Genomic DNA, 19,746 nt, shown 5'->3' with positions numbered 1-19,746 from the left:
CGCGCGATCGCCATGACTGCCCGCCCCGTACCCGTCACCGAGCGAGTGCGGACGGGAGAGGCAGGCGGGAGAGGCGGACGCGGGTCAGGAGGCCGCGGCGAGGGCCTTGCGGATGCGCAGGGCGTACGACTCGGCTTCGGCCTGGTCGGCGTACGTGGTGCGGGGCCAGAAGAAGCCGCGCAGGCCGTCCTTGCGGTTGCGGGGAACGACGTGGACGTGCAGGTGCGGGACGCTCTGGCTGATCCGGTTGTTCATCGCGACGAACGTGCCCCCCGCCTCAAGGCCGTGCTCGACGGCGGCGGCGACGGTGCGTACCCGCTCGAAGAACGGGCCGACCTGCGGCACCGGGAGGTCCGGCAAGGTCTCGACGTGGGTGGGCGGCACCACCAGGACGTGCCCCTTGAAAACCGGCCGCGTGTCGAGGAACGCCGTGCACACGTCGTCGGAGAGGACGACATGGCCGGGCCGCTCCCCGGTCAGGATGGCGCAGAACGTGCACTGTTCGTCTGGCATCACGCCAGGATAGGAGGCTACGGGCCGTTCGACGGCCTCCCGGAGGCGACGGGCCGCCCGGCGGGCGTCCGGAAGCCACAGGCCGTTCAACAGCCACCCAGAGACGATAGGCCACTCGGCGGGCGTCCGGAAGCCACAGCCGTTCGACGGCCTCCCGAAGGCGGTGGGCCACTCGGCGGGCGTCCGGGGGCCGAACCGGTTACCAGCCGACCTGGGAGTCACCCGATATGAGGGATCGCGCGATGACCAGCCGCTGGACGTCGTTGGTGCCCTCGCCGATGGCCATCAGAGGCGCGTCGCGGTAGAGACGTTCCAGGACGAACTCCTGGGAGTAGCCGTAGCCGCCGTGGATCCGCATGGCCTCCATGGTGGTGCGCAGGGCGACCTCCGAGGCGAAGTACTTGGCCATCGCCGCCTCGGCGTTCACCGCGCCGCTTTCGGAGCGGACGGCCGCCCAATAGGTCAGCAGCCGGGCGGCCTGGATGTCGGTGGCCATGTCGGCGATCTTGAGCTGGACGGCCTGGAAGTCGGCGATGGGCCTGCCGAACGCGTGGCGTTCCCGGGAGTAGCTCAGCGCGGCGTCGTAGGCGCACTGGGAGATGCCGACCGCGCGGGCGGCGATGTTGATCCGGCCGAGTTCCAGGGCCGACAGCGCCTGTTGCATGCCCCGCCCCTCGACCCCGCCGAGCAGCTGTGAGACCGGCACCCGGACGTCCTGGAGGACGATCTCGCAGGTCTCGGTGCCCTTGTAGCCGAGCTTGGGCAGGTCGCGGCCGACGGTGTAGCCCGGGGTGTCGGCCTCGATGAGGATCAGGGACATGCCGCGGTGCGCGGGTTCGGTCACGGCGGTCTTGACCAGGACGGGCATCGGGTCGGCGTGGCGGGCGTTGGTGATCCACGTCTTGGTCCCGTTGAGCACGTAGTGGTCGCCGTCGCGGACCGCCCGGGTCTGGATGCCCTGCAGGTCGGTGCCCGCGCCGGGTTCGGTCAACGCGATGCCGGTGCGGCGGGCACCGGTGGCGAGGTCCGGCAGGTAGGCGTCGCGCTGCTCCCGGGTACCGTACCGGGCGATCATCCACGAGGCCAGGGAGTGTGAGCCGAGCACTCCGGCCACGCCCATCCACCCGCGTGCGATCTCCTCGAAGACCAGGGCGAACGACACCCGGTCCAGCGCCAGCCCGCCGTACTCCTCGGGGATCGTGATCCCGAACAGTCCCAGGTGCTTGAACCGTTCGACGATCTCCGTGGGGTAGCGGCCGGTCCGCTCCCACTCGGAGGCGACCGGCATGATCTCCTTGTCGACGAATTCCCGCAGGGTCTGGCGGAACAGTCTCTGCTCGTCGTTCAGCTCGAAGTCCATGGAGGTCCTTTCGAAGACGGGAAGCCGGCGAGCGGTGCCATCGGGTCACGGGAACCGTCCGGTCCGGCCGGGCCGGGGCCGCCCTGCCTCCCCTTCGGAGCCTTCCCCACCCGGGCGGGGCCCTTCACCGGGTGCGGTGACCCCGGCGGGGTGGGGCCGGGGAAGTTCACCGGGCGGGGAGGGCACAGACGGGGCTGGTCCGCCGGGCCCGGGAGGCCCGCCGGGCCGGGGGAGATCTGCCCGGCCCGGGCGGCCCTCAGGGGGTGAGCGGGCCGTCCTTGGCCCGGGGGAAGTAGCCCTTGTCGTGCGGGGCGTCGCGCCGGTAGACCATGACCGTGCGGCGCCAGGACATGATCTCGTCACCGTCCTGGTTGAGACCGCGGGTCCGGCAGGTGACGATCCCGGCGTAGGGCCGCGACTTCGACTCCCGTTTCTCCAGCACGACCGACTCGGCGTAGACAGTGTCGCCCACGAAGACCGGGTGAGTGAGCCTGATCTCGTCCCAGCCGAGGTTCATCAGGGCATTCTGGCTGACGTCGATCACCGAGAGGCCCAGCACGATCGCCACGGTCAGCCCCGAGTTGACGATGATCTTCCCGACCGGCGCACGCTCGGCGAAGTGGGCGTTGAAGTGGTTCTGGTTGGTGTTCATCGTCAGCAACGTGAACCAGGTGTTGTCGGCCTCGCTGATCGTACGGCCGAGCGGGTGCTGGTAGACGTCACCGACGACGAAGTCCTCGTAGTGGCGGCCGAGGCCGGCTGCGTGAACGGTCACGGTCTCTCCCTCAGCGGTGAGACCTCGACGCTAATAGTCTGATGTTTTTGCGGTCAATGGCTTGCTTGGTCATTTCTCGGCCGGGGTTCGGTGTCGTCCGCGGGACCGGTGTCCGGCCGCGTGGGGCACGCCCGGCTCGCCGGGCCCCGGCCCTGCTGTTCCGGCTGCTCCACGCTGGGGTAGTAGACGGTCCGGAGGTTCTCCAGATGGCCGAGGGCCGCGGATCGCGCGCCTTCGGCGTCCCCCGCCTCGACCCGGTCCAGGATCGCGCGGTGCTCGCGGTCGATGCGGCCGAGGGCGGCGCGGGGTGCCCGGTCACGGACGAAACGGCCCTCCAGCACTTCGAAGAGCGGCCGGGCGACCACCTCCAGCAGCGGGTTGCCCGCCGCGCGGAGCAGCACCACGTGGAAGTCGCGGTTGGGTTCGAAGACCTCCCCGGGCGCCCGGCCTCCGGCGTCGGCGATGCAGTCACGCAACAGGCGCAGGTCCTCGTCGGTGCGGCGCAGGGCGGCGAGTCCCGCCGCGGGCACTTCCAGCAGTTCGCGGATCTCGGTGAGCTGGTCGATGCCCACCCGCATCAGGTCGAAGCTGGTCCGCAGGTAGGCGCTGATGTGGTCGGGATCGGGACGGACGACGAAGCTGCCGCCGGTCACGCCCCGGACGGTCCTGATCAGGTTCTGGCTGGCCAGCAGGCGCAGCGCCTCACGGACCGTGCTGCGGCTGACCCCGTACCTGGCGCACAGGTCGGGTTCCACGGGCAGCCGGTCACCGGGCTGGAACTCTCCTGAGACGATGCGACGGCGCAGGTCCTCGGCGAGTGCCTGGTAGGCGGTCACATCCAGCGATGCTAGGGCAGAACATCCGGTTTTCCACCCTGTCCCGCCGACCCGCACCCGGAAGTGGACCGGACCGGCCGCCGGTCCCGGTCGCGGGTTAGCATCACGATGGCCGACACGCCGAGACCGCGAGGAGAACACCGTTGACGCCGGTCCCCTACGACGAGTGGCGCGCGGACGCCGCCGACCCCGCCTTCAGCGAGTGGCTGCGGACGCAGAGTGAGCCGGAGTGGACCGCGGTGGTGAGCCACCCGTTCGCCGCCTCGATCACCCGTGGCGACGTCCCCGATGCCGACATGCGCCGCTACCTGGTGCAGGACTTCCAGTTCGTCGACGCCTTCACCGCACTGCTGGGAGCCGCCGTGGCCAGCGCGGACAGCTTCGAGGCACGGGTTCCGTTCGGCCGGTTCCTGGGTGAGACCGCCACGACGGAGGAGAAGACCTACTTCCACCGGGCGCTCGCCGCCCTCGGCGCCACCCCCGCCGAGATGACCTCGCCCGAGTCGGAGCCGGTGACGGCCGACTTCCGGGCACTGATGGACGAGGCCAGGACCAGCCTGGACTACCCGTTGATCCTGGCGGTGCTGTGTGTGGCGGAGTGGAGCTACCTGGGCTGGGCGAGCCGCGCCGAGGGTTCGCCGCCGGAGAACTTCGTCCACCGCGAGTGGATCGACCTGCACGAGGGTCCGGCCTTCCGTGCCTGGGTGGGCTTCCTGCGCGGTGAGCTCGACCGGCTGGGGCCCGCGCTGGAGGAGGAGCGGCGGCTGCGGGTGCTCGACTTCTTCCGCCGCGCCGTGCGGTTGGAGCTGCGCTTCTTCGACATGGCCGCGGGTGGCTCCCCCGCACACCCGTGACCACACGTCCCGGACCGCGCAGTCGTGACCACATGTCCCGGACCGCGCACCCGTGACGTCACCTCCCCGACCGCGCACCCGTGACCGCACGCCCGCGGGCGGCGCCCGGCCATGACCGCCGGTCGCGGGTGGCTCCCCCGCCCGCCCGTCGCCACCGGGCGGGCGCCGGGGTTCAGGACGCCTCGCCGGCCTTCTTGAGGTTGGCCACCAGTTCCTCCAGGTAGTCGGCGTAGCCCTGGTAGCTGAAGGGAGCCTCGGCCCGCCACGGGTAGACGTGCCCGGCCCTGACCGCGGGGAGCTTGGCGAAGGTCGGTTTCTTCATCATCTCCTCCAGCTTCAGCGCCTGGGTCCTGGAGTCGTACAGGATCACGTCGGCGTCGTACTTGTCGGCGTTCTCCCAGCTCAGGCTCTGGAAGAAGCCTCCGTCGTCCACCTTGTCGGGCGTGACGACGTCGAGACCGGTCTCGGTCAGGTGCTTGATGTCGGGGTACTCCGGAGGGTTGACCACCCACATGGTGTCGGGACCACCGGACATCATGAGGACCTTCAGGCCGGTCTCGGAGATCTTCTTCAGCTCCCCGTTCGCCGCTTCGAAACGGGTTCTGGCGGAGCTGACCTCGGGGGCGTCGAGGTCGGCCCCCAGGGACCGGGCGAGCTCGGCGTACTTCTCGATCACCTGGGTCGCGCTCTGACCGGTCAGCATGATCCCCGCGGTGGGCGCCACCTGCTCGATGGTGTCCTTGGACTTCTCCGGGACGTACCAGAGCGTGCCCTTGACGTACATGCTGCTGACCAGGAGCTCGGGCTGGAGGGAGATGTACTGCTCCACGTTGAACTCGTCCCAGACGTTGCCGAGCCCCGTGACCTTGGTGATGTCGACGTTGCCCACCTGGGGGTCCCTCTCACCGCTCTTCAGCCTGTGCGGGCCGAAGATCGCGATGGGCCGGACCCCGAAGTCCCACAGCGCCGCGGCCGAGCCGACCTGGGCCACGACCCGGGCGGGCCGCCGCGGCAGGTCGATCTTCTTGCCCCGGTCGTCGGTGAACGTCCAGGGCCCCGCGGGGGCCGCGCTCGACGAGCCCGCGCTCGACCCCGCGCCGGGGGCGGCGGGTGCGGGGGCGGCCTGCCCGCAGGCCGCCAGGGCCAGCAGGGCACCGGCGCCGCCCGCCACGGCGAGGAAACCCCTCCTCGATACGGACACGTTCACTCCTTAGGTAAGGCTGACCTAAATGACAAGCTTTAGATTAGCCTTACCTAAGAAGAAGGGTTCGGGAGGGGGTACCGGAGGGTGCTCCGGTGCTCTCGCAGCGTGTCAGTCGCTCTCGACGGTCGGGAGGGGGCCGGGTCGGTAGACGCGCTCGGTCTCCGCCTCGCCGTCGAGGGCGGCGTGCACCCGCTCGTCGGCGGCGTACAGGCGGATCTGCACGCCGTCGGGATCGCGGAAGCCCATCGCGTACCCGGAGGAGGCCCTGACGATGGGGCTGTGCGGGACGCCGAGCTCGTCGAGACGGGCGGCCCAGGCATCGAGACCCTCACGGGTCGCCTCGAGCCCGAAGGGGTCGGCGTCGGAGAGAGCACGGGCGAGACCGGGGTTCTCCCTCAGCGCGATCTGGAAGCCCGCACCCGGCACGCCGAAGCTCATCCCTCTGATCACACCGTCGTCGTCCTCGAAGCTGATCCGGTGCTCCAGGCCGAGTACGCGCTCATACCAGGAGCGGCTCCGCGCCAGGTCGCTCACCCAGATCTTCACATGGTGGACACCGGTCAGTGCGGCCTTCAACGCGCCTCCTCAGGAGTTCGCCGCGGTGGTGACGGACGTGTTGAAACGGTGGTTGCAGAACTTCTCCCGCGCGGCCTGCCGGCTGTAGCGGCGCGTCGACTGCTCGCGGGTGAGACTCTCGAAGCTGTCGAAGCCGAGCCTGGCGGTGCTGGTCCCGCTACCCCCGGAGGGCGACTTCGCGTCGAAGACCACCTTGCCGCGGTTCGGCATCGTGCTGCCGGCGGCACACCACACACCGTCGGAGTGCTTACGGCAGGTGAGCACCGCCACCCGCGCGCCGGTGGCGTCGAACAGCGTCGCCCGCGACAGGCCGCGGGTCCCCGCGGGGAACCGGCCGCCCACCCAGAAGGTGCCCCAGTAGGGGGCGAAGGAGGGGGTCGACGTCATGGTGTAGTCGAGGGTGTAGGCGATCCGTCCACCGGAGCGCAGCACGCTCTTGGCGGTGACATCGATGTCGATCATCGGCTTGCCGTCGCACTTCTTGACGGAGGCGACGAGGCAGGCGGCCTGGGCGGTCGAGGGCGGGACCAGAGCCGCGGCGATCAGGACGAGACTCGCGACGAACCCCAGTGCGCGGTGCATGAGACCTCCTGTTTGACCTGCCTGCAGAACACCGTCCGTTCCGGCACCCCGACGTTCGGGATCAGGATAGTGCGCACAATGTCACGTAACCGGTCAGATCGGCGTAACAGTGTCGAGAAGAGGCCCGGGCGGACGGAGAGGAGGGGGTCCGCCGTCCACCCGGAAACGGTCAGATTACCCCGCCAGACCTGAGTTTGGCTCGCCTATGCCGGCGGATACTCCGGGAATCACATTAAATTACGGAGAATTCCGCCTATATCCCTGCTCAACCACCATCGGACCGGCACCTCCTCGGAGGCGACATCCGCCCGGCACCCGATCGGCACCCGATCAGGGCAGCCCCACCCGGCGTGGCACCCGATCGGCACGGCCCCACCCGGCGTGGCACCCGATCAGGGCAGCCCACCCGGCATCCAGCCGGCCTGGAACCACCCGGCCTGGAACCACCCGGCGAGCCGGCCCTGGACCGGCCTGGAACCATCCGTGAGCCCGTGTCCACCCGGGGGTCAGCGCTCACCGGGGCCGGGAGGGTGACCGTCGTCCTCGGGTTCGTCCCGGGGTTCGGCGTACGGCTCGGCCTGGGGCGGGTGACCCGCGGCGATCTGGCGCGCGCGGATGAGCTCGGCGTCGAACTCGGCCCCCAGGAGGATGGCCATGTTCGACAGCCAGAGCCAGACGAGGAAGACCACCACGGCGCCGAGGGTTCCGTAGGTCTTGTCGTAGGAGCCGAAGTTGGCCACGTAGACCGCGAAACCCGCGGAGACGAGCACCCAGAGCAGCACGGCGAGCAGGCCACCGGGGCTGATCCAGCGGAACCCGGGCTGGCGGACGTTGGGCGCCGCCCAGTACAGCAGCATCACCAGCCCTGCGGCGACCAGCACCAGGACCGGCCACTTGGCGTAGTTCCAGACCGTGACCGCGCTCTCCCCGAACCCCAGGACCTCGCCCGCGGCCTCGGCGAGCCTCCCGGTGAAGGTGACGGCCACCGCCCCGGCGGCCATCAACACGACGAACACCAGCGTCAGCCCGACCCGCAGCGGGGTCAGCTTCCACAGCGGGCGTCCCTCTCGGATGTCGTAGATGGCGTTGCCCGCGCGGACGAAGGCCGCGATGTACCCCGAGGCCGACCAGAGCGCCACCAGCAGGCCGGCGATCGCCAGGACGCCCCTGGCGCTCCCGCTGCCGCGCAGCCGACCGAGCTGCTCCCGTACCAACTCGGTCACGTCGCCCGGGGCCAGCGTCGCCACCTGCGACAGGATCGTGGAGATCACGTCCTGCCCGACCAGGCCGAGCACGGACACCAGCACGATCAGGCCGGGAAAGATCGACAAGACGGCGTAGTAGGTCAGGGCGGCGGCCCAGTCGGGCAGGCCGTCCTGCTGGAACTCGCTGACCGTCCGTCTCAGCACCCCCCACCACGCCTGCCGGGACAGTTGCGAGGGGGTGTCGGGGACGGCGAACCGCCCCCGTTCCCCGGAGGCGGTTCGCCGTGACGTCTCGGATGAAGCGGACCGCGGCCTCCTCCCGGAGGCGGTTCCGCCGGTGGTGGGCGGCACCTGCCCGCTTCCTTACCTTCCCTGCTTCCTCTTGCCCCGCCGCAGGATGCGCAGCAGGACCAGGAGCAGCGCGACGACCGTCGCGGCGGTCGCGACGGGACGCTTGCCGGCCTCGGTGCCGACCTTCTCCGCGGCGCTTCTGAGCTCGACGGGGGTCTTCTCCTTGACCCGGCCCACCATCTCGGGCGCCGCCTCCCGCATCCGGCCCACCATCTCGGGTGCGGCGCCCCTGACCCGCTCCACCAGGTCGGTGGCGGTCGCGGCGGTGGCCGTCCCCATTCTGCGCAGGTCGTCACCCACCTGGGTGGCGGTCTCCTGGACGCGGCCCTTCACGTCGGTCTTGTGCACCAATGCCTCCACGGTGTCGCCCAGTTCGCGACGGGCCTCCTCGATGTCCCGTCGCACGGATTCCTTCTCGTCCAGGTCACCGGCGCTCGCACCGGTGACGGTCGTGCCGGGTGTGCCGCCCTCGGCGCCCGCGGGCGGGGCACCGGAGGCCGTGACCGAGCCGCCGGTCGAGCCGGCCGCACCGGTCGCGGTGGTCGCGGTGGCAGGACCAGACCCGGCGGCAGAGCCGGTCGCGGTGGCAGAACCGGCCGCACCGGCCCCAGTGGTCGAAGCGGACCCGGCGGCCGAACCAGGCGCGAGCCGGGGCGTGCCGTCACGCTCGGACGGCGGTACGCCGAGGTCGTCGGCCTCGGCCGTCGGCGTGCCGATCGGCTGCTTGGGCGGGATGTTCAACGACTCCCTCTCGTCCGGCGTTATGGGCTCGCCGACCTTCTTGCGATGTGCCCCGGTGGTCCCGGCGGTGGGCGTCGGGTCGGGCCCGCCCGGGTCGGTCTCCGTCATCGGTGCACCCCCTCTCTCACGGCGTCGATGTCGTGCTTGACGCTCTCGATGGTCCGCTCGGGCGTCGGCGGCACGGCCTCGGCGACCTGTCGCCTGCCCATGAGTCCGAGGCCGGCGGCGACGATCAGCAACGCCGCGCCCACGACCGCCGCGGCCGCCCACGCGGGCATGACCCGGGCGAGCAGCAGGATCACCGCGGCGACCAGCGAGGCCGCGCCGAGCAGGGCGACGACACCCGCCCCGCCGAACAGGCCGGCGCCGCGTCCCGCGTGCTTGCCCTTCTCCGTGAGTTCCAGCCTGGCCAGCTGGAGCTCGTCCCTGACGAGGCGCGAGACCTGCTCCGACAACTGCCGGATCAGCTCCGACGTCGACAGTGACTCCTTGGTGGTGGTCATGGCGTGCCTCCTCCCTACTGGGGAAGGCGTCTACCCCCTCTGGCCGTGGCAAACATCCGCCCGGCGACGGCGACCGCCGCGACCCGCGGCCGGGCGGTGTACGACTTCCGCGGTATACGCGGTCATCCGATCGCTTGACGATCGGAGCGGCACCGCTGGCTAGCATGCCGCGCATGCGAGTACGAGTGGCGGCGGCGACCCGGTGGGCCGGCGGGATCGACCCCCGGATCGTCGACATCGTGTTCGCCCTCGTGACCACCGGGCTGATGCTGACCTGGGCGGCCGCCGACCACAGCGGGCCGTGGCGACGTCCGGACGCGGCGGCGGTCGCCCTGACCTGCCTGGCCAACCTGCCGATCGCCCTGCGCACCCGGGCGCCGTTCACGGTGCTCGCCGTGTGCTGCGCCGCGTCGGCCTGCCACCACGCCCTGGGCTACCAGGCCGACCTGAACAACGCGGTCACGCTGCTCGCCCTCTACACCGTCGCCGCCCGGTGCACGACCCGGGTCTCGCTGGCCGGGGCGGTAATCACGGTGCTGACATGGTGGTGGGCCTCGTTCCTGGCGGCGAGCGGCCTGGAGTTGCTGAACGGCCTGCAGAGCGCGGTGTTCGTCGCGGCGGCCTGGGCGTTCGGCACCGGCACCCGCAGGCTGGCCGAACGCAACGAGCAGCTGGCCGAGCTGAGCGAGCGGCTCCGGCTGGAGCAGGAGGAGCGGGCCCGGCAGGCCGTCTCCGCCGAGCGGGTGCGCATAGCCAGGGAGCTGCACGACATCGTCGCCCACCACATGTCGGTGATCTCGGTGCACGCGGGCCTGGCCCGATACGTGTTCGGCAGCGACCCCGGTACCGCGAGGGCGGCGCTGGCCACGGTCGCCGACACCAGCCACGAGGTGCTGGAGGACATGCGGCGGCTGCTGGTGCTGCTCCGCGTGGACCACGACGGCGCGGACACCGGGGGGAACGACGTCTACGACCCGACCCCCGGCCTGGCGCAGCTCGGACGGCTCGTCGAGCGGGTGCGCCTCGCCGGGGTGCCGGTGGAGGTGGACGTGACCGGCGACGTCAGAGGACTCAACGCGGGGATCGAGCTGTGCGCGTACCGGGTGGTCCAGGAGAGCCTGACCAACGTGATCAAGCACACGGTCGCGGCCGGAGCGCGGGTACGGCTGCACTACGGCGCCGACGAGCTGGTCGTGGTGGTCACCGACGACGGTTCCCCGTCTCCCGCCGCGGAGGGCGGCGGTCACGGCTTGCTCGGAATGCGCGAGCGGGTCAGGCTCTACGGAGGTGCGGTGTCCGCCGGCCCGCTGCCCCAGGGCGGCTTCGAGGTCGTGGCCAGGCTTCCGCTGTCGTCGCCGGGCGGTGAGTGAGGAGACGGATGATCAGAGTGCTCGTGGTGGACGACCAGGCGCTGGTCCGGGCCGGATTCGCCGCGTTGATCAGAGCGACGCCCGACCTGGAGGTGGCGGGCGAGGCCTCCGACGGGGAGGAGGCGGTCACGCTGGCGGCGTCGGCCCGCCCCGACGTGATCCTGATGGACGTGCGGATGCCCAGGCTCAACGGCGTCGCCGCGACCAGGCGCATCCTCGCCACGGCCGGACGCACCCCGCCGAAGGTGCTGGTGCTGACCACGTTCGACCTGGACGAGTACGTCTACGACGCACTGCGGAGCGGCGCCTCGGGTTTCCTGCTCAAGGACACGTCGCCGGAGCGACTGATCGCGGCGATCCGGACGATCGCGGCGGGCGACATGCTGTTCGCGCCGACCGTGACCCGGCGCCTGGTCGAGTCCTATACCAGCGGCCGGGACACCGCACTGGCCGCGGACACCGGGCTGGACACGCTCACCGCCCGCGAACTGGAGGTGCTGCGCCTGGTCGGCCGGGCGTTGTCCAACCGGGAGGTCGCCGAGGAGCTGTGCGTGAGCGAGGCGACGGTGAAGACCCACCTCAACCGGGCCATGACCAAGCTGAGCCTGTCCAGTCGTGCCCAGGCCGTCGCCCTGGCCTACGAGACCGGCCTGGTCCGCCCCCGCCGGGTGGGCGGATGACCCGCGGCAGGGGCGGCATCCCGGACCCGCCGGGCAGATGGACGACCCGCGGCGGGGGCGGCATCCCGGACCCGGTGGGCTGGCCCGTGATGCCGTCCCCCGCCGTACACCCGCCGCCGGGACGGTCAGCCGAGAAGGCCGTCGAGGAAGGCGTTGCTGAAGACCCGGTGCGGGTCGAGGGCGTCGAGAGTCGCCACCGCGGCGTCCCAGTCGTCCCCCGCGGGCCGGCCCGCCCGATAGGCACCGGGGACGACGGTGTCGCGGATGTGGGCGTCGGCCCAGGCGGCGCTGCCGGAGTACGCCCAGCCCTTGGACCACTCCGGCCGGACCGCGGCGTAGGAGCCGGTGTAGTTGCCCAGGATCCACTGTTCGGTCTCGCGGTAGAACCGCTGGGAGTACGGGGTGCCCGGCACCGTGAGGATGTCCAGCCAGACGGCGACGTCCCACTCCGGGTGGTCGGGACGCGGACGCAGCGCCGACAGCTGCGGGGAGACCGCCCCCGCCACCTGGACGTCCGCGGGCCGGTCCAGGCCGGTCACCCGGATCTCCAGCGGGCCGTTCATCGGGTACCGGCCCTGGGCGGCGTAGGCGTTCAGGGCGTTCCGGTAGTACGTGTAGAACTCGCTGACCACCCGCTGCACGTTGTTGCGGGCGGTGAGGATCGCGTAGCCGTTGGCCGTGACCCGCAGCGTGGTCGGCCGGACGTAGAGCAGGGTGTTCTTCGACCAGCCCCAGATGTCCCAGCTGCCGGTGACGATGAGCCCCGAGCCGACGATGGCCATCTGGGTGTTCTCGAACGCGGGGGTGAGGCTCGCCTCTCCGGCGACGATGCGGGAGAGCTGGTCGGACGCCTCCTCGGAGAGGAAGTCGGAAAAGGGGTAGTTGTAGGGGGCGTTGACCTGTTTGGACAGCAGCGGCTTGGACGGCGAGACGCTCCAGACCTTCAGCCAGGGCACCGTGGTGAAGGGGAACCAGATCACCTCCACCCGGCCCGTCCGGTTGACGTGGGCGGCGAAGGAGTCCGGCCCGGCCGAGGCGGGCGGGGCGAACATCGTCTCGACACCGATGTGGTAGAAGCTCTGGCAGCGCAGCCGCTTGTCGGCCCCCACCCGCAGCGTCACCTCGGTGACGAAGGTCCGGCCGAGCCCGACCAGCAGCGCGGCGGCGGCCGGGTCGGAGCGCCGGAAGACCTTGACGGCGTACCGGCCTGCGGCGGCGTCCCACACCACCGCCTTGAGCTGGACGACCAGGTTGCTCACCGAGCCGAAGGTGTGCCCGGGGGTCGTCGTCTCCCCGGTCTTCGGCACCGCCGTGCCGTGCCCGTCGATGGCCAGCACCCCGCCGATCGTGAGGTCGCCCGGGGCCGGGGTGGCGGTCAGCCCGTACCCGGCCGCCTCCAGGACGGTCAGCAGCGACTCCATCGTGACGCCCGCCTGCGCGGTGACGGAGGCGGGCGAGCCGGGGTTGACCGTCACGGCCGTGAGGTGCCGCGTGGTGTCGACGAGCAGCACGTTCCCCGGGGCTCCCGCGGGGACCACCAGCGGCGACCAGTTGTGCGACATGCCGCGGGGGCGGATCCTCCAGCCGTTCGCGTGGGCCCAGTCGGCCAGCACGACGATCTGGTCGGCACCGGTCGGCGCGGCGGTCCAGACGCCGTCGACCTCGATCTCCCCCGACCAGTTCTCGAACACCTGCTGGTACAGGGTGACACCGGCCGGGAAGTTCGGCGGCGCGGCCATCGTCGCCCCGCCGGCCGGGGTGAGCCGGGCGGCGGGCGTCCACTGCACCGCGCTGAGCGCCGCGGCTCCGACCGCGCCGCCGAGGAGCGCTCGCCGGGACATGCCTCTGCTCTCGCCGTGTGCCATTGCTGGCCTCCACTTGTTTCGGACGGGAGGGGGTGACAAGGGTGGCGGGGACCCCGGGGATCGTGAGCGCGCGGGAGGACTCGGACGGCGCACCGGACGCATACCGGTGTCCGGCGGACGGACGCCCGGTTTCCGATGACTTCTTATACGTCGCCACACCATGCCGGTCAAGCATTTGCTTGGTTAGCGGGGACGGGGACGGACATCCCGGGGCACCGGACGTCCCGATCACCCGGTATCGCCGGGACTACGTCATGATCTCAAGGAACGGCCCACGGCCGAGGGATGGAAAAGTAGGGATACGCGGGAAGATAAGCGTCTCGCGATACTTCACGGCACAATAGGCACGATCAGGAAGGCGGCGCACGGGAGATGGCACAGATCGTCGGCGGCGGAAGCCCGGTCAACGACGCCGAGCGACGGGTCATCGCCCATCTGCGGGACAATGCCCCGGCCGACTGGCTACTGCTGCACAACATCGAGGTCCCTCGCGGCGACGACGGCTTCGAGGTGGACGTGCTCGTGCTGACCGGTCACTCACTCTGCATCATCGACGTCAAGGGCACGCGCGGCCGGATCGAGGTCGCGGGGACCCGCTGGTTTCCCGAGCGGCGGGAGACGTTCGGCTCCCCGGTGACCAAGCTGCGCGGCAACGGACGCGCGCTGAAGGGCCTGCTCATGCAGCGGCGCCGCGAGCTGGAGCGTGTCTACGTCGACAGCCTCGTCGTGCTGACCGGCCAGGACGCCGAGCTGGTGGACCCGGCCGGGCGAGACTCACGGCACGTCACCGACCTGGCCGGGCTGATCGGCGCGCTGAGCGACGTCTCGCGCGTCAGGCGCGGCTACACCACCGACACCACGCCGTACGGCACCGCGATCATCGAGGCGCTGAACGGCAGCGTGCGGCGTTCCACGGCGCCGCCGAGGTTCGGCAACTGGCAGGTCGAGGAGCAACTCGGTGGCGACACCCGGGTCACCGAGTACCGGGCGATCAACGCGACGGTGCCGGACAGCGAGACGGTCCTGCTGCGCGTCTACCGGGCGGACCCGCTGGCACAGGAGGGGCCGAGGGCGGCCGAGCGGCGGCTGATCACCAACGCCTATCAGGCCCTGACCAGGATCCCGCCGCACCCGTGCGTGGTGCGCGCGCGCGACTTCTTCGCCATCGACGACGAGAGCCGGTTCGTGCTGGTGCTCGACGACGTCCACGGCCAGGCCCTGCACCTGCACCTGACCGCCCCCCGGCAGACCCTCTCCACCGAAGCCAGGCTGGACGTCGTGGAGGACATGCTGCTGGGCCTGGCCCACGTCCACGCCAACAACGTGATCCACCGGGCGCTGAACCCCGCGTGCGTGCTCGTCACGGAGAACGGCCGGGCGATGCTCACCGGGTTCGACTACGCCAAGCCGGGCACCCGCACGCACACCGTGGCCGGTGAGCTGCCCAACGTCCTCGACACCCACTACGCGGCCCCGGAGTTCCTGACGATGTCCGCGGTGATGACGGAGGCGTCCGACGTGTACGCGGCGGGGGTGATCGCCTTCCAGCTGCTGACCGGCCGGCTGCCGTCGGCGGGGGCGGACGCCGATCCCACGGCCGGCGGGGCCCCGGCGGAGGTCATGGACGTGCTGCGCCGCATGCGCGACCCCGCCCCGCACAGGCGGCCCACGGCCGCCCAGGCCCTCACCGACCTGCGCGGGGCCCGCAGGCCGCAGCCGCCGTCCCCCCGCCCCCCGGCGCCTCACCCGGTGGGACTCACCCCGGTGGAGTCTCACCCACCCGTGCCCCACCCGGCGACCGGCGTTCCGCCGGAGCCCGCGTGGGAGGGGACGCCCCGCGCGGACGGCGACGCGCCGGGGCGGGAACCGCTGTTCGACAAGATAAGGATGCGGTTCCGCCGGCTGTCCGGGCGGTGACCGCGATGGCGGCGCACAAAGGTGGGCCGACGCACAAAGGCGAGACGGCGCACAGAGGTGGGCCGGCGTGCGGAGGCAAGACGACGCGCACAAAGGGGAGCCGCACCCGCCGGGGAGGCGGGTGCGGGCGGGCCCAGGAGGACCGTACCCGCCGGAGACGGGCTACCGGTGGGTGTGGCCGGTGCGGAAGCGGCTCAGGAGCTGACGGGCCTTCTGCTGGTGGCGCGGGTCACGGGCCATCGCCTTGGCCTTCTCCATGTTCCTGCGGCCGCTGGGGGTTCTGAGGTAGCTCTTGATGCGGTCGATCAGAGTCATCGTGTCCTCCCTCTCTTGGAAAAGGACGACTACCCACGAATCACCACATCAATCAGCTCAGGAATCGACGAAGTCGGCGGGGACCATCACCCGCAGGCCGTTGGGCACGGTGCGGAGGGTGATGGGGGTCATCAGGCGGACCTCGCCGTCGATGTCGGCGGCCAGCGGAGGGTCGGTCTCCAGGTGCATCTCCCGTCCCATGACGAACGGACCGCCCGCGAGGCTGCGCCAGCGGCCGGTGGTGGCCCGCACCAGCGTCTCCACCAGCAGGCGCAGGCGCTTGCCCGAACCGAGCTGGTAGGCGACCAGGCGGCCGTTGTCGATGCTGATGTCCTTGGCCACCTGCCAGCCGCCGTGGAAGCGGCCGTTGGCGATGTTGAGCTGGTGGGTGAGCAGTTCGTGGCGGCGGCCGTCCACGGTGAGGAAGGCACGGAACGGCCGGTGGCCCGGCAGCACCGTCAGGGCGGTGAGCGGGTAGGCCGCCCGGCCCAGGAGGCGCTTCAGCCAGTGCCTGACCGTGCCCGCCACCTCCACGGAGACCCCGAAGCTGGCCAGGTTGGCGAACTCGCGGTCACCCGCGACGCCCAGGTCGATGTCGGCGACCTTCCCGGTGCGGAAGACCCGGATCGCACCCGCGAGGTCGAGCGGGATGCCGAGGCTGCGGACGAAGTTGTTGGTGGTGCCCAGCGGCAGCACACCGAGGGCGACGTCGCGGTGGGCGACGTGCTTGACGGCGGCGCTGAGCGTGCCGTCGCCGCCGCCGACCACGAGCAGGTCCGGACCGGCCTCCAGCGCCTCCTCCAGGGTGGCGCGCAGCCGTCTGGGGTCGACCACGGGGAAGATCCGGATCGGCTCGAAACCCTCCTGCCTGAGCAGCCGGGCGACCTCCGGGTAGCGGCGCCGGCCACGGCGCGAGCGTGTGTTGACCACCACGCAGACCTTGCCTCCGGCCTGGATGACCCCGGTGTGCTCGGCCTTGCTTCGAAGCTCTCCCACGCTGCCCCTATCGGTCGGGTGCCTGCCCGTGTTCGTCCGGACATCTGCCCGCTCAAATGGTAGGGCCCCGCCGCGGGTGGCGGCGGGGCCCCTCATCCGGTGGGGTGGTTCAGTTCTTGGGCGGGGTGACGTGGACGATCGCGCCGATGTTGCCCGGGAGCGGGGTGAGGAGCTTGAGCTTCACGCCCAGCGCCTTACCCTCGTCACCGGGGTTGCCGGAGCCGAGGACGTTGCCGTTGCCCATGTCGGTGCCGTAGGCCTCGGTGGCCGGGGTGCCGTCGGGGTTGACGACCCGAGTGCTGTACGACTGGTCGCCCTTGGACGGGACGACCACCGAGGCGTCGAAGTCGCGGTAGAACAGGCTGTCACCGCGGAGTTCGAAGCCCGGGTACCAGGTCTTGGCGTCGGTGAACTCCGACACGCCGCGCAGCCTGTCCACCTTGGTGCAGTACTCGCTGAAGGGCTCGCCCGGAGCCTCGAAGCACTCGGTGAACGGGTAGGTCCTGCTGAAGGAGAAGGCCGCGTTCGAGGTCTGCATGCGGCCCTGCATGTTCTTCAGCGTGGTGGGGTCCTTCTCGGCCGCGGTGCCGGTCCGGCGCAGCGGGTCGAAGTGGGAGTCGACCAGCAGCAGGCTTCCCTTGGAACCGATGCTCGGCGCCAGGTCGAGGTTGTTGGCCAGGGAGTTGTTGGTGTAGGTCGAGTCGCGGTACCAGACGAGCATGCCGGGCGCGTTGTACTTGACCTTCTCCGTCTTCCACGCACCCTCGCGCGAGTAGTTGGTGCTGTAGGCGTACTGCAGGCCCTTGTCGAAGCCGTCGAAGTTGCGCCACTCCGCGAGGTAGAACCGGGAGATCTCACGGAAGCCGTCGTTGACGACCCAGCCCTGGCCGTGCGTGTTGGTGTACGTGCCGCCGGCGGTCGTCCAGCCGTTGTTGCCGCTCTCGACGTCGTCGCTCCAGACGGTCTGGTCGCCGTTGGTGAGCGAGAAGTCGTCGGCGTGCCAGCCGCGCGGGGTGAAGGCCGCGTCGGTGTCGTAGACCAGCCGGAGCTTGACGGTCTTGCCCGCGTACGGGGTCAGGTCGACGTAGTCGTGCCGCCAGCCGTCGGTCGTACCGGTGAGGCCGTACTTGCGGTTGCCGAACTTGGCGAGGTTCTTGTTCGGGTCGGTGTAGTCGTCGTCGGTGGAGACCAGGACGCCGCCCTCGGTGTAGACCTTCTGCTGGGTCCAGGTGGCGCCGCCGTCGGTGGAGACCTCGATGAAGCCGAAGTCCCAGTCCTCTTCGATCTCGTAGTTGTTCCAGAGCCGGAACTTCACGTCGGTCCCGGCCGGCACCTGGAGGTCGCGGGTGAGCTTGGAGTCGGCCCACTCCTGGTCGAGGTTGGACCACCACGTCTTGGTGCCGCTGTGCGGCTTGACCATCTCCAGGGGGGTGCTGGTCAGGTTCACCCGCACGCCGTCCTCGGTCAGCTTCGGCGTGCGCGAGGCCTGGCCGATCGTCACCGCGCGAGCGCGGTCACCGGGGTTGAAGACCTTCGGGCTGGCCCAGCCGAGGATCCACTTGTCCCACAGGCCCATGTGGGACGGCATCGACTGGAAGATCGGGCCGCTGTGCGAGCCGCTGGACATCAGGTCCCAGAAGTCGACCGCCGAGGACGCCTGGCCGGTGGTGTCGTAGAGGTCGGGCAGGCCGAGGTCGTGGCCGTACTCGTGGGCGAAGACGCCGACGCCGGAGTCCTCGGGCTGGACGATGTAGTTGGAGATCTTCACGTTCGTGCCGGGCACCTGGTAGCCGCCGGCCACCGCGCTGGAGTGGGCCCAGATCGCGTAGGTGCCCTCGGCGCCGCCGTCGGAGGACTTGTCCTTTCCGGCGTGCACGAGCACCAGGTGGTCGACCACGCCGTCCGGCTCGGCGAAGTTCCCGTCACCGTCGGAGTCGGCGACGTCCTCGATGTCGTAGTCGGCCCAGGGGAAGGACGGGTCGGAGGCGGCCAGGGTGTTCACCGCGTCGATGGCGAGCTGGCCGGGGCCGAGCGGGTTGCTCGGGTGACCGCTCATGTCCTGGACTTCCTTGCCGCAGGCTCGGGCGCCGTAGTACGCCTCGGAGTGCGGGACCTTGATCCACTCGCTGGCCTGCCCGGTGACGGTGTAGGCGCCCTTGGACATCTCCTCGTACATGTTCTTCATGGTGTGCTTGGAGATGTCGATGCCCTTGCGGCCGTCCCGGGGGTCGGTCAGGTCGGGGCGGACGCGCTCGGTGATGCCCTCGGAGCTGTAAAGCATCTTGTTGAAGTGCTCGGGGCTGAAGTCCGGCACCCAGAAGCTGTTGTTGTCCTTGTGCGCGAGGGTCGCCGGATTGGGGATCTTGTTGTGCAGCGGGCCGTTGAGCAGGGTGCCCGGCGGCTCGGTGACGCACTCGGCGGGGTCCTCGCTGTCGACGCTCGCCGGGCGGACGAACCCGGAGAAGTCATCGTTGGCCTTGTCGTTGAACTCCACCAGCAGGGTGAGCAACTTGGCTGTCTTGACGGTCTTCGACTTCTTGAAGAGGAAGTCCGCGGGGTTGAGCCCCGTCTTGATCGCTTCTGCCTCACGGGCGGCCAGCACCCGCGCAGCGGCCGGGTTTCCGCCGGAGAACTTCCGGTCGAGCTTCTTGGACGGGCTGGACTTGCGGGCCTTGGCCGACGGCACGGCCGGGTCGGCGACCTCGGGCTCGTCCCTGGGCGGAGCGTAGTTGATGTAGTAGTCGGCCGCGGTCGGCTGGTACCGCGCGACCGAGGTGTCACCGTCCGCGGACGCAGTCCCCGCCGCGAGCCCCGCGGCGGCCAGGCCGAGCACGGGCACGATCGCGAGGAGGCGCTTTCGGGCGCCCCCACTCCTCACTCTGCTGGACAACGCTTTTCCTCCCCTGCCCCGGATTCACGGGGCGCGGAATCCCGGCGCGCCGGATGAGCGCACCGAGCGGGAGGTTAGAGGAGAAGGTAAAGCCGTAGTAAACGGACCGAATTATGTTGCAAAATTGCAATCATTATGTTTTGTCAAGTTATGGAGATGGTTTCCATTGCGGCATCCGCCCGGCTGCGGAGCGGAGTCGCGTCGTCTCACCGC

The 19,746-nt window shown here is 70.7% G+C and carries 18 protein-coding genes; 4 read left to right on the top strand and 14 right to left on the bottom strand.

Annotated elements, in window-relative coordinates; genetic code table 11:
* Positions 1–84 precede the first annotated feature (84 nt).
* The 4 genes from F4562_RS28510 to F4562_RS28495 all read right to left on the bottom strand — a co-directional run bounded on the left by F4562_RS28510 (position 85) and on the right by F4562_RS28495 (position 3,484).
* Positions 85–513 carry an HIT family protein gene (locus F4562_RS28510; RefSeq protein WP_184541375.1) on the bottom strand — a complete coding sequence of 143 codons (429 nt, stop codon included), beginning with the start codon at positions 511–513 and terminating at the stop codon, positions 85–87.
* Between the two features lie 199 nt (positions 514–712).
* Positions 713–1,873 carry an acyl-CoA dehydrogenase family protein gene (locus F4562_RS28505; protein WP_184541376.1) on the bottom strand — a complete coding sequence of 387 codons (1,161 nt, stop codon included), beginning with the start codon at positions 1,871–1,873 and terminating at the stop codon, positions 713–715.
* A 256-nt stretch (positions 1,874–2,129) separates the two neighbouring features.
* On the bottom strand, positions 2,130–2,648 hold the full coding sequence (locus tag F4562_RS28500) for a MaoC family dehydratase (RefSeq protein ID WP_184541377.1): 519 nt from the start codon (positions 2,646–2,648) through the stop codon (positions 2,130–2,132).
* 53 nt (positions 2,649–2,701) lie between these two features.
* Positions 2,702–3,484: a FadR/GntR family transcriptional regulator gene (locus F4562_RS28495; RefSeq protein ID WP_221206910.1), complete on the bottom strand. Its 783-nt coding sequence runs from the start codon at positions 3,482–3,484 to the stop codon at positions 2,702–2,704.
* Positions 3,485–3,627: 143 nt separating this feature from the next.
* On the opposite strand from F4562_RS28495, the gene F4562_RS28490 reads away from it, so the two are divergent.
* Positions 3,628–4,338 (top strand): TenA family protein, encoded by a 711-nt coding sequence (locus F4562_RS28490; protein ID WP_184541378.1) that lies wholly within the window; start codon positions 3,628–3,630, stop codon positions 4,336–4,338.
* A 172-nt stretch (positions 4,339–4,510) separates the two neighbouring features.
* Here F4562_RS28490 and F4562_RS28485 read toward each other — a convergent pair whose 3' ends face one another.
* The 6 genes from F4562_RS28485 to F4562_RS28460 form a co-directional block, all read right to left on the bottom strand.
* Positions 4,511–5,539 (bottom strand): ABC transporter substrate-binding protein, encoded by a 1,029-nt coding sequence (locus F4562_RS28485; protein ID WP_184541379.1) that lies wholly within the window; start codon positions 5,537–5,539, stop codon positions 4,511–4,513.
* Between the two features lie 111 nt (positions 5,540–5,650).
* A complete protein-coding gene (locus F4562_RS28480; RefSeq protein WP_184541380.1) occupies positions 5,651–6,118 on the bottom strand; it encodes a VOC family protein in 468 nt (155 codons plus the stop codon).
* Between the two features lie 9 nt (positions 6,119–6,127).
* Positions 6,128–6,700, bottom strand: a complete 573-nt coding sequence (locus tag F4562_RS28475) for a hypothetical protein (RefSeq protein ID WP_184541381.1) — start codon at positions 6,698–6,700, stop codon at positions 6,128–6,130.
* Positions 6,701–7,206: 506 nt separating this feature from the next.
* Complete coding sequence (locus F4562_RS28470; RefSeq protein WP_311733981.1) at positions 7,207–8,109, bottom strand: YihY/virulence factor BrkB family protein; 903 nt, start codon at positions 8,107–8,109, stop codon at positions 7,207–7,209.
* A 159-nt stretch (positions 8,110–8,268) separates the two neighbouring features.
* Complete coding sequence (locus F4562_RS34340) at positions 8,269–9,105, bottom strand: DUF3618 domain-containing protein (RefSeq protein ID WP_221206911.1); 837 nt, start codon at positions 9,103–9,105, stop codon at positions 8,269–8,271.
* Positions 9,102–9,500: a phage holin family protein gene (locus tag F4562_RS28460; protein WP_184541383.1), complete on the bottom strand. Its 399-nt coding sequence runs from the start codon at positions 9,498–9,500 to the stop codon at positions 9,102–9,104. Before F4562_RS28460 ends, F4562_RS34340 begins: the two co-directional genes overlap by 4 nt.
* A gap of 173 nt (positions 9,501–9,673) precedes the next feature.
* Between F4562_RS28460 and F4562_RS28455 the strand changes: the two genes are divergently transcribed.
* Positions 9,674–10,870: a sensor histidine kinase gene (locus F4562_RS28455; RefSeq protein ID WP_221206913.1), complete on the top strand. Its 1,197-nt coding sequence runs from the start codon at positions 9,674–9,676 to the stop codon at positions 10,868–10,870.
* Positions 10,871–10,878: 8 nt separating this feature from the next.
* Positions 10,879–11,550: a response regulator gene (locus F4562_RS28450; RefSeq protein WP_184541384.1), complete on the top strand. Its 672-nt coding sequence runs from the start codon at positions 10,879–10,881 to the stop codon at positions 11,548–11,550.
* 125 nt (positions 11,551–11,675) lie between these two features.
* On the opposite strand, the gene F4562_RS28445 is transcribed toward F4562_RS28450, so the two are convergent.
* A complete protein-coding gene (locus F4562_RS28445) occupies positions 11,676–13,415 on the bottom strand; it encodes a cholesterol oxidase substrate-binding domain-containing protein (RefSeq protein ID WP_184541385.1) in 1,740 nt (579 codons plus the stop codon).
* Between the two features lie 372 nt (positions 13,416–13,787).
* Here F4562_RS28445 and mads6 point away from each other — a divergent pair, with 372 nt between their 5' ends.
* On the top strand, positions 13,788–15,332 hold the full coding sequence (gene mads6, locus F4562_RS28440) for a methylation-associated defense system protein kinase MAD6 (protein WP_246473589.1): 1,545 nt from the start codon (positions 13,788–13,790) through the stop codon (positions 15,330–15,332).
* Positions 15,333–15,494: 162 nt separating this feature from the next.
* On the opposite strand, the gene F4562_RS28435 is transcribed toward mads6, so the two are convergent.
* From F4562_RS28435 to F4562_RS28425, 3 genes are all read right to left on the bottom strand, one after another.
* Positions 15,495–15,647, bottom strand: a complete 153-nt coding sequence (locus tag F4562_RS28435; protein WP_184541386.1) for a hypothetical protein — start codon at positions 15,645–15,647, stop codon at positions 15,495–15,497.
* 57 nt (positions 15,648–15,704) lie between these two features.
* Positions 15,705–16,643 (bottom strand): diacylglycerol/lipid kinase family protein, encoded by a 939-nt coding sequence (locus F4562_RS28430; protein ID WP_184541387.1) that lies wholly within the window; start codon positions 16,641–16,643, stop codon positions 15,705–15,707.
* A gap of 109 nt (positions 16,644–16,752) precedes the next feature.
* Positions 16,753–19,533, bottom strand: a complete 2,781-nt coding sequence (locus tag F4562_RS28425; RefSeq protein WP_184541388.1) for an immune inhibitor A domain-containing protein — start codon at positions 19,531–19,533, stop codon at positions 16,753–16,755.
* Positions 19,534–19,746: the final 213 nt, after the last annotated feature.

Source organism: Streptosporangium becharense (assembly GCF_014204985.1).
Lineage (GTDB): Bacteria > Actinomycetota > Actinomycetes > Streptosporangiales > Streptosporangiaceae > Streptosporangium > Streptosporangium becharense.
The sequence above is the reverse complement of the archived record's forward strand: the minus strand, read 5'-3'. Positions and strand labels throughout refer to the sequence as shown.

Excerpts from the sequence above, each read along its gene's own strand:
- F4562_RS28460 (WP_184541383.1), bottom strand. The coding sequence starts at position 9,500 with ATGACCACCACCAAGGAGTCACTGTCGACGTCGGAGCTGATCCGGCAG.
- F4562_RS28505 (WP_184541376.1), bottom strand. The coding sequence starts at position 1,873 with ATGGACTTCGAGCTGAACGACGAGCAGAGACTGTTCCGCCAGACCCTG.
- F4562_RS28450 (WP_184541384.1), top strand. The coding sequence starts at position 10,879 with ATGATCAGAGTGCTCGTGGTGGACGACCAGGCGCTGGTCCGGGCCGGA.
- F4562_RS28435 (WP_184541386.1), bottom strand. The coding sequence starts at position 15,647 with ATGACTCTGATCGACCGCATCAAGAGCTACCTCAGAACCCCCAGCGGC.
- F4562_RS34340 (WP_221206911.1), bottom strand. The coding sequence starts at position 9,105 with ATGACGGAGACCGACCCGGGCGGGCCCGACCCGACGCCCACCGCCGGG.
- F4562_RS28445 (WP_184541385.1), bottom strand. The coding sequence starts at position 13,415 with ATGGCACACGGCGAGAGCAGAGGCATGTCCCGGCGAGCGCTCCTCGGC.
- F4562_RS28510 (WP_184541375.1), bottom strand. The coding sequence starts at position 513 with ATGCCAGACGAACAGTGCACGTTCTGCGCCATCCTGACCGGGGAGCGG.
- F4562_RS28455 (WP_221206913.1), top strand. The coding sequence starts at position 9,674 with ATGCGAGTACGAGTGGCGGCGGCGACCCGGTGGGCCGGCGGGATCGAC.
- mads6 (WP_246473589.1), top strand. The coding sequence starts at position 13,788 with ATGGCACAGATCGTCGGCGGCGGAAGCCCGGTCAACGACGCCGAGCGA.
- F4562_RS28475 (WP_184541381.1), bottom strand. The coding sequence starts at position 6,700 with ATGCACCGCGCACTGGGGTTCGTCGCGAGTCTCGTCCTGATCGCCGCG.